The sequence below is a fragment of the Mycolicibacterium rutilum genome (genome assembly GCF_900108565.1).
GTDB lineage: Bacteria > Actinomycetota > Actinomycetes > Mycobacteriales > Mycobacteriaceae > Mycobacterium > Mycobacterium rutilum.
In genome coordinates this window covers 413,736-427,959 of the sequence record NZ_LT629971.1, presented here as the reverse complement: position 1 = coordinate 427,959, position 14,224 = coordinate 413,736, and the positions used below count along the sequence as shown (strand labels likewise).

Genomic DNA, 14,224 nt, shown 5'->3' with positions numbered 1-14,224 from the left:
TTCGTCGGGTCAGTCAGCGTTGCTGTCGTTGTCCGGCTTGTCGGTGCTCGCGGCGGCGGGCTTGTCGTCGTCCGCGTTCGTGGCGTTGTTGTTCGCCTTGGCGCGCGCGGTCGATGCGCCGGCCGTCGAGGTGGAGGTACCCGCTGTCGCGGCGTTCGTACCCGAGGTCGACTTGCGCGAGGTGCTGACCGCGTTCTCGGTCACGTCCGGTTCGTCGGTCACGTCTGGCTCGTCGGCCGGCGTCGTCGCCCGGGGCGGCGCGTAGCGCAACCCGATGTTGGCGATCCCGATCGTGTAGTCGCCGGTGTTGAAGAACCCGACGTTGCCGGTGCCGGTGTTGAAGAAGCCCGCGTTGAGCGTCCCGACGTTGCCGACGCCGAGGTTCAGCGAGCCGCGGTTGCCGACGCCGAAGTTGCGGATCCCGTCGTTGTTCAGCCCGACGTTGAAGTCGCCGCGGTTGCCGAAGCCGATGTTGAAGTCGCCGTCGTTGACCGAGCCGATGTTGAAGTCACCGACGTTGTCGGTGCCGATGTTGAAGTCGCCCTCGTTGCTGTTGCCGATGTTGGCCACACCGGTGTTGTTGATGCCGGCGTTGAATCCGCCGATGTTGCCCGCTCCCAGATTCGGCGGTGTGCCGGTGAGGAAGCTGAGCTGGATGCCCGGCCGATCCGCGGCGGCCGGTGCGAGCGCGGTGACCGTGCCGGTGTCGGCGGCGGCCGCGGTAGCCAGCCCCGGTCCCGGTGATGGCGCAGGCGCCGGCGCGGGCACGACGGGCGAGACCGCCGCGGCCAGCACCGCGGGCGCACCCGACGCGGGCGGCGTGGCGGGCGGGGCGGCGGGTCCGGCCGAGACGAACCCGGCGGCAACCACCGACACACCCGCGATCACATACGAACGAACGGACACCTGCATTTCACACCTCGCCGTGAGAAGGGATTGTTAAGTAACTGAAAGGTGCCCCGTCTCGGATCTGCCAAACCCTGGGTTTTCTTACTTATTTGTGACGCGGGGGAGGATGGTCCCCATGCCGGACCTCGACGAGATCATCGACCGTCTGCACGTCGTCGCGCTGCCGATGCGAGTCCGGTTCCGGGGCATCACCGTTCGCGAGGTCGCCTTGATCGACGGGCCGGCCGGCTGGGGAGAGTTCGGTGCCTTCGCCGAGTACGAGCCGCCCGAGGCCGCCCACTGGCTGGCATCCGCGTTGGAGGCGGCCTACCAGCCGCCACCCGCCACCGTGCGCGATCGGATCCCGATCAATGCGACAGTGCCCGCCGTGACCGCCGACCGGGTGCCCGAGGTGCTGGCCCGGTTCCCCGGCGCGCGCACCGCCAAGGTCAAGGTCGCCGAGCCCGGGCAGTCGTTGGTCGACGACGTGGCCCGCGTCGATGCGGTCCGCGCCGTCGTGCCGACCGTGCGCGTCGACGCCAACGGCGGCTGGAGCGTCGACGAAGCAGCAACCGCCGCAACGGCTTTGACCGCCGACGGCCCGCTCGAGTACCTGGAACAGCCCTGCGCGACGGTCGCCGAACTGGCCGAGTTGCGGCGCCGGGTGGACGTCCCGATCGCCGCCGACGAGAGCATCCGCAAGGCCGACGACCCGCTGCGGGTGGTCCGCGAGAACGCCGCCGACGTCGCGGTCCTCAAGGTCGCCCCGCTCGGCGGCGTCGACGCGATGCTGCGCATCGCCGCGCAGATCGACATCCCGATCGTGGTCTCCAGCGCGCTCGACTCCGCGGTCGGCATCGGCCGGGGACTGCTCGCCGCCGCGGCGCTTCCGCGGCTGCAGCACGCGTGCGGACTGGGCACCGGCGGCCTGTTCGTCGACGACGTCGCAGCGCCGCGCCGGCCCGATGATGGGTATCTACCGGTCGCGTCCGTCGTCCCCGAGCCGGCGCGGCTCGAGGCACTGGCCGCGACGCCGCAGCGGCGGCAGTGGTGGATCGACCGGGTCGCCGCCTGCCTGCCGCTGATCCATTGACACGTTGACACAGATCGATAGTCTGTGTGTCAACGAGCGGAGGCGACATGACCGAGACAGCCGAAGCACCACCTGTTCAGCGGACAACCGGGATCGTGCGGCCGAAGGTCATGGCCGAGTTCCGCAAACACAGCGGCAGCACGTTCGGCGGATTCTTCGGCGCGGCGGCCTTCGACGAGGTGGCGCTGGTCCCGGTCGCCGCGGCGGTCGACAAGACCGGCCGATTCGAGGCCAACTTCGCTGATCGAGGGGTGCGAAGCGGGTTCTCGGCGTTCCTGGCGATCTGGGGTGACCCGCACGACCGCGCGGCCGAGGGGGAGCGGCTCAAACGGCTGCACCGCGAGGTCCGCGGCCGCGGCGCCGGGGCCTTCGCCGACGTGCGCTACAGCGCGCTCGACCCGCACCTGTGGAACTGGATCGCGGTCAGCGGGTTGTTCGTGGTGTTGAACTCGTTCACCCCGTGCACCGGGATCACCATGACGCCGGCCGAGAAGGACGCCGCGTACCTGCAACTGCTCGAGGCCTTCCGGTCGCTGGAACTGCCCGGCAAGAACGCCAAACTGCCCGCTAGCTATGCCGAGGCCGTGCGGTACTACGACGACATGGTTGCCACCGGTCTGCAGGGCAACCCGTTCCTGCGCCGGGTCACTGACAGGCTGACCAAGCTGCCACTGCCGACGCTGATGCTCCCGCCCGCGGTGCGCCTGGCGCTGACGCCGCCGTGGCTGCTGGTGCGGCCCGTCGCCGGCCGGGTGGTGAAAATCTGCTCGTTCGGCATCCTGCATCCCGGGGTCCGCGAGCTCACCGGCTTCGGCTGGGACGCCCGCCACGAACGCGAGTTCGAGCTCTACACCCGCGCGCTGCAGGTGGCGTGGCGGGTGCTGCCCGACAAGCTGAAGCTGATTCCGTTGGCGCGCAACCGGATCGAGTACGAGAAACTGGTCCGCTTTCACCGCTCGGTCGCACTCGACTCGTTCGCCCCGCCCGCCGGCTGCCCGGCGCGCTGACCCGCTCTAGGCTCGATCAGATGCGACGGCTCCGCAACACCGACAGCCGCACCGAACAGGAGGCGGCCATCCTCAAGGCCGCCGCCGAGGAAGTGTCGCTGGTCGGCGTCGGCCGCGCCAGCATGGACGTCATCGCGCGGCAGGCCGGCGTCAGCCGCAGCACGCTGTACCGCCGATTTCCCAGCCGCGACGCGCTGATCACCGAACTCGGCAGGCAGACCTTCGATTTCGCGATGGCCCGGCTGCAGACGGTGGGCATCGAGTCGGGGGCGAAAGAGGCCGCGGTCGCCGCGTTCTGCGAGGGTCTGCGGCTGCTGACCGGCGAGCCGATCATGCGCCGGTTCCTGCGGCTCGACGGCGACCTGTCGGCGATGGCGGGCATGTACGACGAAGCCGAGGAGTTCTTGCAGAGCGCGTCGGCGGGGATGGCCAAGGCGCTGCGCGCGGCCGGGGCGACCATGTCCGACGAAGACCTGCTGGCGGTGTGCGAACTGCACATCCGGCTGGCCACCTCGCTGGCCCAGGTACGCACCCCGGTGCTCGACGTCCGCGACGACGCCGCCGTGCGGGCGTACGCGGTCAAACACCTGGCGCCCCTCGTGTGGTGAGCGTGTCCTGATCTGTGGGGTGCATGGCATAGACGCCACGCCCACGGTGGCCAACACTGGATCCATGCGATCGGTGGTGATCCTCGGTTACCCGGGCGTGCAGGCGCTCGACCTGGTCGGCCCGTTCGAGGTGTTCACCGCGGCCGCGATGCTGCTGCAGGACGCGGGCAAAGAGGGCTACCAGGTCCGCATCGTCTCCTCCGGGGGCGAACCCGTCACCACCGGCACCGGCCTGGCGCTGCTGGCCGAACCGCTGCCCGATCCGCGCGGTGTGATCGACACGGTGGTGCTGCCGGGCGGATTCGGATTGGACGACGCCCGCCGCGACGCCGACGTGGTCGCGTGGGTCCGGGCCGTCGCCCAGCACGCGCGGCGCGTCGTGAGCGTGTGCACCGGAGCGTTCCTGGCCGCCGAGGCCGGTCTGCTCGACGGCTGTCGGGCGACGACGCACTGGGCGTTCGCCGACCGGCTGGCCGGCGAATTCCCTTCCGTGACAGTCGATCCGGATCCGATCTTCGTGCGCAGCAACGAGCGCACCTGGACCGCGGCGGGCGTGACCGCGGGCATCGACCTGGCACTGTCGTTGGTCGAGGACGACCACGGCACCGACACCGCCCAGACCGTCGCGCGCTGGCTGGTGATGTATCTGCGCAGGCCCGGCGGGCAGACCCAGTTCGCCGCGCCGGTGTGGATGCCCCGCGCGAAACGCGCCCCGATCCGCGAGGTGCAGGAGGCCATCGAGGCCGAACCCGCCGCCGCGCACAGCATCGCCGACCTGGCCCGCCGCGCGGCGATGAGCCCGCGGCACTTCACCAGGGTGTTCACCGACGAGGTCGGCGAGGCGCCGGGGACCTACGTCGAACGGATCCGCACCGAGGCCGCTCGTCGCCAACTCGAGGAGACCGACGACACGGTCACCGCGATCGCCGCCCGCTGCGGCTTCGGTAGCGCGGAAACGTTGCGCCGCAACTTCGTTCGACGGCTCGGCATCTCGCCGGACCAGTACCGCAAAACGTTCGCGTGACAAGGAGAAGACGATGCAGATCGCGATCATGGTGTACCCCGGCTTCACCGCGCTCGACTTCATCGGGCCCTACGAGGTGCTGCGCAACCTGCCCGGCGCCGAGGTGCGGTTCGTCTGGCACGAACCGGGACCGATCACCGCGGACTCCGGTGTGCTGCTGATCGGCGCGACGCATTCGTTCGACGAGACCCCGTCGCCCGACATCGTGCTGATCCCTGGCGGGCTGACGAGCTTCGAGCACGCCCGCGACGAGAAGGTGCTCGACTGGGTGCGACGCGCCCACGCGACGTCGACGTGGACGACGTCGGTGTGCTCGGGTTCGGTGATCCTCGCGGCGGCAGGCGTGCTGAAGGGCCGCCGCGCGACGTCGCACTGGATGGCGCTGCCGATGCTTAAGCCGTTCGGCGTCCAGACCGTCGGCGACCAGCGCATCGTGCACGACGACAAGGTGCTGACCGCGGCGGGGGTGTCGGCGGGCATCGACCTCGGCATGTGGCTGTTCGGGCAGATCGCCGGCGACGCGAAGGCCAGGGCCGTGCAGCTGGTCATCGAGTACGACCCGCAGCCGCCGTACGACTCCGGGCACCTGTCGAAGGCGTCGGCCGCGACCAAGGCGACCGCGTCGGCGCTGCTCAGCCGCGACACCGCCAGGAACGGGCAGCTGACGGCGCCGGTGGCGCTGCTGTGGGACGCCGCGATCGGTCGGGTCCGTAAGAAGGCGGCCTCCGCCCGGTAGCCGTCGCTGCACTACCGTCGCCTCTGTGGGCATCCCCGAGGTACGACCCGACCCGCCGTCGCCGCTGATCCGCTACGGCGCCCGGTTCTTCAGCATCGCGCCGGGTCGCTGGTTCCTGCGCCGCGTCGGCTGGCGGCTCGACCGCGCGCTGATCACCGCGACGGACGGGCATCTGTCGATGTCGGCGACCCGTCCCGAGGTGCTGCTGACCCACATCGGCGCCAAGTCCGGCAAGCAGTACAGCACCCCGCTGACCTACTTCACCGACGCCGGACGGGTGATCGTGATCGCCTCGAATTACGGCGACACGCGGCATCCGGGCTGGTTCCACAACGTCAAGGCCCATTCCCGCGTCACGTTGGCGGCCCGCGGCTACCGCGGCGCCTTCATCGGCGAGGAGATCACCGGAGCCGAACGCGACCGGCTGTTCGAGTTGGCCAAGCAGTTCATGCCGAACTACGCCGACTACGAGAAGCGCAGCGGCGGCCGTCGCATCCCGGTCATCGCCTTCACCGAAGCCGGCACCGAGTGAATCTGTAAACCCGCGATGCCCGTCACACCCGGGATGTGAGTACCGTCGGCGGGGTGAATTTGGCCTACGACGACCGCGGTCGCGGTCCATCAGTCCTGTTCATCGCCGGTCGCGGGGGAGCGGGCCGGACCTGGCACCTGCACCAGGTGCCCGAGTTCCAGCGCGCCGGGTACCGCTGCATCACATTCGACAACCGCGGGGTCGGCGCGACCGAGAAGGCCACCGGCTTCACCGCCGAGACGATGGTGGCCGACACGGCCGCCCTGATCGAGAAGCTCGACGCCGCGCCGGTGTACCTCGTCGGGGTGTCGATGGGCTCGTTCATCGCCCAGGAGCTCATGGTGTCGCGGCCCGAACTCGTCGAACGCGCGGTGCTGATGGCGACGCGCGGCCGCGCCGACCGCACCCGCGAGTTCTTCCGCAACGCCGAGTGGGAGCTCGCCGAATCCGGGGTCAAGCTGCCGCCGAACTACGACGCGAAAATCCGTCTGCTCGAGAGCTTTTCACCCAAGACGCTGAACGACGACGCCAAGGTGCGGGACTGGATCGACATGTTCACCATGTGGCCGTCCAAGCCGACGCCGGGGATGCGCACGCAGATCGGCATCGGCCCGCAGGGCAACCGGCTGCCCGCTTACCGAAGTATTACGGCGCCGACGTTGGTGATCGGGTTCTCCGACGACGTCGTGCTGCCGCCGCACCTGGGCCGCGAGGTCGCCGACGCCATCCCGCGCGGCCGCTACCTGGAGATTCCCGACACCGGTCACCTCGGCTTCATCGAGCGGCCCGACCTGGTGAACAAAGCGGTGCTCGATTTCTTCGCCGATAGGCTGTAGTGGTGAACCCCTCGACCGCGCAGGCCCGCGTGGTCGTCGACGAACTGATTCGCGGCGGCGTGCGTGACGTCGTGCTGTGCCCGGGATCGCGCAACGCGCCGCTGGCGTTCGCCCTGCACGACGCCGACCGGGCCGGGCGGCTGCGGCTCCACGTCCGTATCGACGAACGCACCGCGGGCTATCTGGCCATCGGACTGGCGGTCGCCGAACGCGCACCGGTGTGCATCGCGATGACGTCGGGCACCGCGGTGGCCAACCTCGGGCCCGCGGTCGTCGAGGCCAACTACGCCCGTGTGCCGCTGGTGGTGCTCAGCGCCAACCGGCCCTACGAGCTGCTGGGTACCGGCGCCAACCAGACCTTCGAGCAGCTGGGGTACTTCGGCACCCAGGTGCGCGCATCGATCAGCCTCGGGCTGGCGCAGGAAACGCCCGAGCACCTCGACGCGCTCAACGCGCAGTGGCGTTCGGCGGTGTGCCGGGTTCTGGTGGCGGCCACCGGATCTCGCTCCGCCAACGCGGGCCCGGTGCAGTTCGATATCCCGCTGCGCGAGCCGCTGGTTCCCGGCGCCAGCGAGGACACCGCCGGCTACGCGCCGGACGGACGCCCCGGCGGCCAGCCCTGGACGATCACGCCGCCGGTGACCTTCGACCAGGCGCTCGACATCGACCTGACCCCCGACACCGTGGTCATCGCTGGCCACGGCGCCGGCGAGCATCCGAACCTGGCGGCGCTGCCCACCGTCGCCGAGCCGACCGCGCCGCCCGCGGCCAACCCGCTGCACCCGTTCGCGCTGCCGCTGTTGCGCCCGAAGCAGGTCATCATGCTGGGCCGGCCCACGCTGCATCGCCCGGTGTCGGCGCTGCTGGCCGACCCGTCGGTGCCGGTGTATGCGCTGACGACGGGTCCGCGCTGGCCCGATGTGTCCGGCAACTCGCAGGCCACCGGCACCAGGGCGGTGACTTCCGGAGCGCCGGACCCGGCGTGGCTGCAGCGCTGCGCGGAGGTGCACCGACATGCGGTCGACGCGGTCCGCGGTCAGCTCGCCGCGCATCCGCTCAAGACGGGCCTGCACGTGGCCGCGGCGGTCGCCGACGCGGTGCGGCCGGGCGATCAACTGGTGCTCGGCGCGTCCAATCCGGTGCGTGACGCGGCGCTGGTCGGCCTGGGCACCCGGGGACTCAAGGTGCGCTCGAACCGCGGCGTGGCCGGCATCGACGGGACGGTGTCGACGGCGATCGGAGCGGCGCTGGCGCACGAACGGGCCGGCGGGGTGGATTGGGAAGGCCCACCGGCGCGCACGATCGCGCTGCTTGGCGACCTTACGTTCGTGCACGATAGCTCCGGGCTGCTGATCGGCCCGACCGAGCCGACGCCGCGCAACCTGACGATCGTGGTGTCCAACGACAACGGCGGCGGCATCTTCGAGCTGCTCGAACAGGGCGACCCGAGGTTCTCCGACGTGTCGTCGCGGATCTTCGGCACCCCGCACGACGTCGACGTCGGCGCGCTGTGCCGCGCCTACCACGTCGAGAGCCGCCAGCTCGAGGTCGATGATCTGGTCGAGGCGCTCGACGAGCCCTATGACGGGATGCGGGTGCTGGAGGTGAAGGCCGACCGGTCGTCGCTGCGGGCGTTGCACGCATCGATCAAGGCGGCCCTGTGAGGGGTCGCTGGGCGAAGCCGGTGAAGTGGGTGCGACGGTTCCTGCCGCGCCTGTCGGCGGATCCGAACGAGACTCGCCGCCAACGCATCTTCCGGCGGATCCGCGTCGGCATCGTGGTCGTGGCATGTCTGGTGACGCTGCAGTCGGTGCTGATGATTCTCGGGGCGTGGCGCAACGACCGCCAGATCGAGCGGCACATGGGGGTGGCCGCCGCCGAGGTGCTGTCGGCCGGTCCCCGGCGCTCGACGATCGAGTTCGTCACCCCCGACCGCGTGACCTACCGGCCGGAGCTGGGCGTGCTCTACCCGTCAGAGCTCGAGACGGGCATGAACATCTACGTCGAGTACGACGTCAACAACCCGGATCTCGTTCGCGTGCAACACCGTAACGCGTCGCTGGCGATCATCCCGGCCGGCTCGACCGCGGTGGTCGGCTGGCTGGTCGCGATCGCCGCGCTGTTCGGCGTGACCGCGATCGAGCGCCGCGTCGTGCGGGGTGAGATCGTCGCGCGTGAGCAGGAAATGGCTACGACTGGACCAGCTTGAGCAGCCAGTCGTCGTCGTAGATGTCGAGCCGCTTGTCGGCCGTCAGGTTGTAAACCGTTGGCGTGCCGGTGTTGAGGTTGTCGATCTCGTAGAGGTACTCGAAGTTGATGGCGTCCATGTCGGCGATGTTCACCGCTGACCCGCCGACGGCGATCCGGCGGACGGCCGACTCGGGCATACCGGCGGAGCGGGCCATGTCGGCCATCTCGTCGTCGCTGGGTCCACGACCGCCGGGATCCTGGTTGGCCCAGAGCTCTTCGACGAACCGCTGGAACTGAGTGCCCGTCGTCTCACCGTCGGCGGCCAGGAACAGCGCGTTGCTCACCCGCGCCGAATGCCCGTCGCGCTCCTCGTCGAGAAAGATCAGCGGACGGTACGTGACGCTCAACTGTCCGACGCCGATGTAGTAGGCGAGTTGGTCGCCGAAGTCGGCCTGCAGATCGGCGCAGTGGGTGCACTGCGGTTCGGTGAAGATCTCGATACTGACCGGTGCGTCGTCGAATCCGGCGACCACGCCGTAGCCGTCCTCGCTGACCGTCACCGGCGGGTGCGCCGGGTCGCGCTGCGCGGCACCGCCGACCTGTCGGGTGCACCCCACCGCGACGAGCAGCACCGTCAGCGCCAACGCCAGCACGGCGACGGATTTGCGCATGTCACCCGCCCTTCTCTGGTCCGCAGAATACCCGTGCGGGTGGCACGAGGTTTTCGTGTGCCATATTCCTGGCCGCAACCTTCACGACAGCCGGCGCTGCCACGCTTCGGGCGTGCGCGTTGCAATCGTCGCAGAATCGTTCCTCCCGAATGTCAACGGCGTCACCAACTCGGTGCTGCGGGTGATCGAGCATCTGCGCCGCACCGGACACGAAGCCCTCGTCATCGCCCCGGACACTCCGCGAGGGGAACCTGCCGCCGACCGCCTGCACGACGGTGTGCGGGTGCACCGGGTGCCGTCGCGGATGTTCCCGAAGGTCACCTCGTTGCCGCTCGGCGTGCCGAGGCCCCGGATGTTGGGCGTGCTGCGCGGATTCGATCCGGACGTGGTGCATCTGGCGTCGCCGGCGCTGCTGGGCTACGGCGGCTTGCACGCCGCGCGGCATCTCGGTGTGCCGACGGTCGCGGTATTTCAAACGGACGTCGCTGGTTTCGCCGAGAGTTACGGGGTCGGGTGCACCGCCCGCGCCGCCTGGGCGTGGACGCGGCACCTGCACAGCCGCGCCGACCGCACGCTGGCACCGTCGACGGCGGCCATCGAAAACCTTGAAGCGCACCGTATTCCGCGAGTGTACAAGTGGGCGCGCGGCGTCGACGTCACCGGCTTCGCCCCGTCGGCGCGAAACGACGACCTGCGCGGGCGGTGGTCCCCGGACGGCAAGCCGGTCGTGGGCTTCGTCGGCCGGCTGGCCCCCGAGAAGCATGTCGAGCGGCTGGCGGCGTTGGCACATCGTGACGACCTGCAGCTCGTTGTCGTCGGCGACGGTGTCGATCGCGCGAAGCTCGAAAGTGTCTTGCCGTCAGCGGTTTTCACCGGAGCTCTGTACGGCGACGACCTCGCCGCCGCGTACGCCAGCATGGACGTGTTCGTCCATCCCGGCGAGCACGAGACGTTCTGCCAGGCGGTGCAGGAGGCGATGGCGTCGGGCCTGCCGGTGATCGCGCCGAACGCCGGCGGGCCGCGCGATCTCGTCGCGCCCTACCGCACCGGACTGCTGCTCGAGGTCGATGCGTTCGAAGCCCGGCTCCCCGAGTCGGTCGACCATCTGATCGCCGAGCGCCAGCGGTACTCCGTCGCCGCCCGCCGCAGCGTGCTCACCCGCACCTGGCCGGCCATCTGCGACGAACTGCTCGGCCATTACGACGAGGTCCTTGCGTCGGGTGTGCGGGCACGCTCGCGCCGCGCCGAAAGTGCGTAGTTTCCGCTCCACTGGCGTCGCGCTTTTTTGTCGGTGGTCGAATGTATGTTCGAAATATGGCAGAGAGCCAGGTGCAGGACGCGATGGCCGCGGTGCGCGCGGCCGTCGACGCGCTGGCCGCCTGCGATCTGGACCTGCTGAATGCGCCCGAGCTGGTGGCTGCTCTCGATGACTTCGAAACGGTGTCGTGTCAGCTGCCCGCGGTGGGGCATCGGTTGTTGGCGCGGCTGCGCGCCGAAACCACGCCGCAGCAGATGGGTGCGCACAACTGGAAAGAGGTGCTGCGTGTGCGGTGGCGGCTGTTCCGCCCGAAGCGCACCGCCGCCTGACCGAAGCCGAACTGCTCGCCCCGCGCCAGTCGGTGACGGGGCCGGCGTTGGCGCCGCAGTTGGCGGCCACCGCGGTGGCCCAGGCGCACGGGTTGATCAACCCTGAGCATGTCGAGATCATCCGCAAATCGGTGGCCAAACTACCCAGCTTCGTCGACACCGCCACCCGCGAGACATTCGAAGTCGACCTCGTCGGCATGGCCGTCAAAGCCGGACCCAAAGAACTCACCGACACCGCTGAACTGATGCTCTACCTCATCGACCAAGACGGCCCTGAGCCCACCGACACCGACCGCGCCCGCAAACGCGCCGTCACCAAGTCCAAACAAGGCGCCGACGGGATGGTCGAACTGCGCGCGCGGCTGACGCCCGAAGCGTGGGCTGGGCTCGAGGTGCTGTTCGCCAAATACGCCGCCCCCGGGATGTGCAATCCCGATGACCCCGAACCGTGCACCTCGGGCACCCCCACCCAAGCCCAGATCGACAACGACCACCGCAGCCTGGCGCAACGCCAACACGACGCCCTGATCGCCCTGACCCGCATCGCCTTGATGAGCGGCGAGCTCGGTCAGCTCAACGGGCTACCGGTGTCGATCATCATCCGCACCACCTTGCAAGAGTTGGAGTCACGCGCCGGGGTCGCCACCACCGGCGGCGGCACCCGCATGCCGCTGCCCGACGTCATCCGCCTGGCCGGCCACGCCAACCACTACCTGGCCGTGTTCGACCGCGCCACCGGCTCCGCGCTGGATCTGTACCGGTCCAAACGGGTGGCTTCTCCAGCCCAGCGGATCATGCTCATCAGCCGCGACGGCGGCTGCACCAAACCCAGCTGCCCCGTCGGCGCCTACGGATCCCAGGTCCACCACGTCAGCACCGACTGGGCCCAAGGCGGCAACACCAACATCGACGAACTCGGCCTGGCCTGCAGACCCCACAACTGCAGCGTCGACGACGACAGCGGCTGGACCACCCACATGACCCACACACACAACGTCGAATGGCACCCCCCACCCGGCCTCGACACCGGCCAAAACCGCATCAACTACTACCACCGCGTGTGCCACGAACGAGGATCGGAGGCTCGATGTAGGTAGCGAGACTGTGTGATTCGGTGTTCTGCAAGAGATGAAGGTTGGCCCTTCGGAGTCGTCGGTCGGGCGGAGACTTCAAACCACCACATGCTGCGTTGGCTGAAGACCGTCGTGGTGAGCGATGTGGAAAAGGCACCCCCAGGAGGTGTCAGGTGGGGACCAGGAAGATGAGTGACCCCGAACCGCTGTTGATGTGTCGTCATAGTTTGGAGTGACATCGAAACCGCGGCCGTGTGGTGGGCGGCGGGAGCAAGGCTTGGCGGGTGTCCCGATTCTGGCCAGGTGGTGTCCGGCATTGAGGCGGCATGAGCCTGGTCTGCGGCTCTTGCAGGAAACGTGGGAAGGCGCGTCACGACACTGCTGAATGAGTTCGGTTGGGATGTAACCGGATTCCCCAGCGAGAGGGAGTAGCCGGGCCATGGCCCGGTGTGAGTACCGTTGCGCGGCGCGCTGGCGGACCGGCTCGTAGTAGTGAGGAAGCCCCTGTAATGGGGGTGGAGCGAAGGGGCCGGGTCATCTGTGGCTGTTTGTCCGGTCAACCCGGGGAATCGTCTCGGGGAGGAGCTGTATGAGCACGCTGAAATCATCAGCGAAACCGTTCGAAGTTTCGAAGTGGGAAATCTGGAGGGCCTACGAGAAGGTCAAGGCGAACAAGGGTGCACCGGGAGTCGATGGTGTGGATCTGCAGGCATTCGAGGCTGATCTAAAGAGCAACCTCTACAAGATCTGGAATCGGATGGCCTCGGGGTCCTACTTTCCCCCACCGGTGAAGGCGGTGGAGATCCCCAAGCCACATGGCGGCGGGACCAGGGTGCTAGGAGTGCCCACGGTCGCGGACAGGATCGCCCAGACGGTGGTGGCCATACGGCTGGAAGAGCAGGTCGAACCGATCCTTCATCCAGACTCCTACGGCTATCGACCGAACCGGTCGGCCCTCGACGCGGTTGGGGCCTGTCGGCAACGCTGTTGGAGCTACGACTGGGTCATCGATCTGGACGTGGCGAAGTTCTTCGACAGTGTGCCCTGGGATCTGGTCATCAAAGCAGTGGCCGCACACACCGACCAATCATGGGTGCTGCTGTATGTGAAGCGGTGGCTTGCCGCACCACTGCAGCAGCCCGATGGCACCCTGCACCAGCGAGATCGTGGCACCCCGCAAGGGTCGGCGGTTTCCCCGGTGTTGGCGAACCTGTTTCTGCACTACGCGTTCGATATGTGGATGCGTCGGGAATTTCCGTCGGTCCCGTTCGAGCGGTATGCCGATGACGCGGTCGTGCACTGCACCAGTGAGCGGCAAGCTCACCAGGTGCAGGCGGCGATCGCAACCAGGCTGGAATCTGTCGGGCTGCGCCTGCATCCGGACAAGACCCGGATCGTGTACTGCCAGGACGCCAACCGGCGCGGCTCTGCTGAGCACACGTCGTTTACGTTTCTGGGTTACATGTTTCGCGCTCGCGGGGCACGCAATCGAAACGGAGTGGTATTCACCTCGTTTCTTCCTGCGGTCAGCCCCGACGCCTTGAAGAAGATGGGGCAGGTGCTGCGCCGATGGAAGTTGCACCGTCGCACCGATCTGTCCTTCGTTGAGTTGGCTCGGATGATCAATCCGGTCGTCCGGGGGTGGATGCGCTACTACGGAGCCTTTTACTCCACAGCGCTAAACCCCTTCCTTGGGCGCATCAACGCCTACCTGCTGCGCTGGATCCGCAAGAAATATCGACGTTACCGCGGCTACCGGAAGGCCAGTAAAGCCTGGGCCCGTGCTGTTGCACACTATCCTCGGCTGTTCGCCCACTGGAGCCAGGTCACGGCCCCGCTGAAGATCAAGATGATGGGAGCCGGGTGACGGGAGACTGTCACGCCCGGTTCTGAGGGAGCCCGGAGGTGCAACCCCTCCGGGCCACCCGACCCCGAACTGCTCCTCCAACCCGACGACACCGAAACCGGCGACACAAAGC

Annotated in this window: 15 protein-coding genes; 13 read left to right on the top strand and 2 right to left on the bottom strand. The window is 68.6% G+C overall.

The window, feature by feature from the left end; genetic code table 11:
- Positions 1 to 9: 9 nt before the first annotated feature.
- Positions 10 to 906 (bottom strand): pentapeptide repeat-containing protein, encoded by an 897-nt coding sequence (locus tag BLW81_RS02010; protein ID WP_456093740.1) that lies wholly within the window; start codon positions 904 to 906, stop codon positions 10 to 12.
- 118 nt (positions 907 to 1,024) lie between these two features.
- On the opposite strand from BLW81_RS02010, the gene BLW81_RS02005 reads away from it, so the two are divergent.
- The 9 genes from BLW81_RS02005 to BLW81_RS01965 all read left to right on the top strand — a co-directional run bounded on the left by BLW81_RS02005 (position 1,025) and on the right by BLW81_RS01965 (position 8,933).
- Positions 1,025 to 1,981 carry an o-succinylbenzoate synthase gene (locus tag BLW81_RS02005; protein WP_083405743.1) on the top strand — a complete coding sequence of 319 codons (957 nt, stop codon included), beginning with the start codon at positions 1,025 to 1,027 and terminating at the stop codon, positions 1,979 to 1,981.
- A 47-nt stretch (positions 1,982 to 2,028) separates the two neighbouring features.
- The gene (locus BLW81_RS02000) at positions 2,029 to 2,988 is read left to right on the top strand and encodes an oxygenase MpaB family protein (RefSeq protein WP_083405742.1); all 960 of its coding nucleotides are present in this window, start codon (positions 2,029 to 2,031) and stop codon (positions 2,986 to 2,988) included.
- A 20-nt stretch (positions 2,989 to 3,008) separates the two neighbouring features.
- Positions 3,009 to 3,596 (top strand): TetR/AcrR family transcriptional regulator, encoded by a 588-nt coding sequence (locus tag BLW81_RS01995; protein ID WP_083405741.1) that lies wholly within the window; start codon positions 3,009 to 3,011, stop codon positions 3,594 to 3,596.
- A gap of 64 nt (positions 3,597 to 3,660) precedes the next feature.
- Positions 3,661 to 4,620 (top strand): GlxA family transcriptional regulator, encoded by a 960-nt coding sequence (locus BLW81_RS01990; protein ID WP_157897544.1) that lies wholly within the window; start codon positions 3,661 to 3,663, stop codon positions 4,618 to 4,620.
- Between the two features lie 13 nt (positions 4,621 to 4,633).
- Positions 4,634 to 5,356 carry a DJ-1/PfpI family protein gene (locus tag BLW81_RS01985; RefSeq protein WP_083405739.1) on the top strand — a complete coding sequence of 241 codons (723 nt, stop codon included), beginning with the start codon at positions 4,634 to 4,636 and terminating at the stop codon, positions 5,354 to 5,356.
- 25 nt (positions 5,357 to 5,381) lie between these two features.
- Positions 5,382 to 5,888 carry a nitroreductase family deazaflavin-dependent oxidoreductase gene (locus BLW81_RS01980; protein ID WP_083405738.1) on the top strand — a complete coding sequence of 169 codons (507 nt, stop codon included), beginning with the start codon at positions 5,382 to 5,384 and terminating at the stop codon, positions 5,886 to 5,888.
- Between the two features lie 53 nt (positions 5,889 to 5,941).
- Positions 5,942 to 6,724: an alpha/beta fold hydrolase gene (locus BLW81_RS01975; RefSeq protein WP_083405737.1), complete on the top strand. Its 783-nt coding sequence runs from the start codon at positions 5,942 to 5,944 to the stop codon at positions 6,722 to 6,724.
- Positions 6,725 to 6,726: 2 nt separating this feature from the next.
- Positions 6,727 to 8,388 carry a 2-succinyl-5-enolpyruvyl-6-hydroxy-3-cyclohexene-1-carboxylic-acid synthase gene (gene menD, locus BLW81_RS01970; RefSeq protein ID WP_083410265.1) on the top strand — a complete coding sequence of 554 codons (1,662 nt, stop codon included), beginning with the start codon at positions 6,727 to 6,729 and terminating at the stop codon, positions 8,386 to 8,388.
- A complete protein-coding gene (locus BLW81_RS01965) occupies positions 8,385 to 8,933 on the top strand; it encodes a DUF3592 domain-containing protein (RefSeq protein ID WP_407662309.1) in 549 nt (182 codons plus the stop codon). Before menD ends, BLW81_RS01965 begins: the two co-directional genes overlap by 4 nt.
- Here BLW81_RS01965 and BLW81_RS01960 read toward each other — a convergent pair.
- Positions 8,914 to 9,585, bottom strand: a complete 672-nt coding sequence (locus tag BLW81_RS01960; RefSeq protein ID WP_083405736.1) for a DsbA family protein — start codon at positions 9,583 to 9,585, stop codon at positions 8,914 to 8,916. The genes BLW81_RS01965 and BLW81_RS01960 overlap by 20 nt on opposite strands.
- Before the next feature lie 112 nt (positions 9,586 to 9,697).
- Here BLW81_RS01960 and BLW81_RS01955 point away from each other — a divergent pair, with 112 nt between their 5' ends.
- The 4 genes from BLW81_RS01955 to ltrA all read left to right on the top strand — a co-directional run bounded on the left by BLW81_RS01955 (position 9,698) and on the right by ltrA (position 14,112).
- Entirely contained in the window at positions 9,698 to 10,843 is a 1,146-nt protein-coding gene (locus BLW81_RS01955; protein WP_083405735.1) for a glycosyltransferase family 4 protein, read from the top strand.
- Positions 10,844 to 10,899: 56 nt separating this feature from the next.
- Positions 10,900 to 11,172 carry a hypothetical protein gene (locus tag BLW81_RS29815; protein WP_235632150.1) on the top strand — a complete coding sequence of 91 codons (273 nt, stop codon included), beginning with the start codon at positions 10,900 to 10,902 and terminating at the stop codon, positions 11,170 to 11,172.
- On the top strand, positions 11,112 to 12,269 hold the full coding sequence (locus BLW81_RS01950) for an HNH endonuclease signature motif containing protein (protein WP_235632375.1): 1,158 nt from the start codon (positions 11,112 to 11,114) through the stop codon (positions 12,267 to 12,269). The genes BLW81_RS29815 and BLW81_RS01950 overlap by 61 nt, the downstream gene beginning before the upstream one ends.
- Before the next feature lie 565 nt (positions 12,270 to 12,834).
- Positions 12,835 to 14,112, top strand: coding sequence for a group II intron reverse transcriptase/maturase (gene ltrA, locus BLW81_RS01945; protein WP_083405733.1), 1,278 nt, complete (start codon positions 12,835 to 12,837; stop codon positions 14,110 to 14,112).
- Positions 14,113 to 14,224: the final 112 nt, after the last annotated feature.

Bases quoted from the DNA above. Each gene is read 5' to 3' on its own strand.
- BLW81_RS01995 (WP_083405741.1), top strand. From the start codon at position 3,009: ATGCGACGGCTCCGCAACACCGACAGCCGCACCGAACAGGAGGCGGCC.
- ltrA (WP_083405733.1), top strand. From the start codon at position 12,835: ATGAGCACGCTGAAATCATCAGCGAAACCGTTCGAAGTTTCGAAGTGG.
- BLW81_RS01960 (WP_083405736.1), bottom strand. From the start codon at position 9,585: ATGCGCAAATCCGTCGCCGTGCTGGCGTTGGCGCTGACGGTGCTGCTC.
- BLW81_RS01990 (WP_157897544.1), top strand. From the start codon at position 3,661: ATGCGATCGGTGGTGATCCTCGGTTACCCGGGCGTGCAGGCGCTCGAC.
- BLW81_RS02000 (WP_083405742.1), top strand. From the start codon at position 2,029: ATGACCGAGACAGCCGAAGCACCACCTGTTCAGCGGACAACCGGGATC.
- BLW81_RS02005 (WP_083405743.1), top strand. From the start codon at position 1,025: ATGCCGGACCTCGACGAGATCATCGACCGTCTGCACGTCGTCGCGCTG.
- BLW81_RS29815 (WP_235632150.1), top strand. From the start codon at position 10,900: ATGGCAGAGAGCCAGGTGCAGGACGCGATGGCCGCGGTGCGCGCGGCC.
- BLW81_RS01985 (WP_083405739.1), top strand. From the start codon at position 4,634: ATGCAGATCGCGATCATGGTGTACCCCGGCTTCACCGCGCTCGACTTC.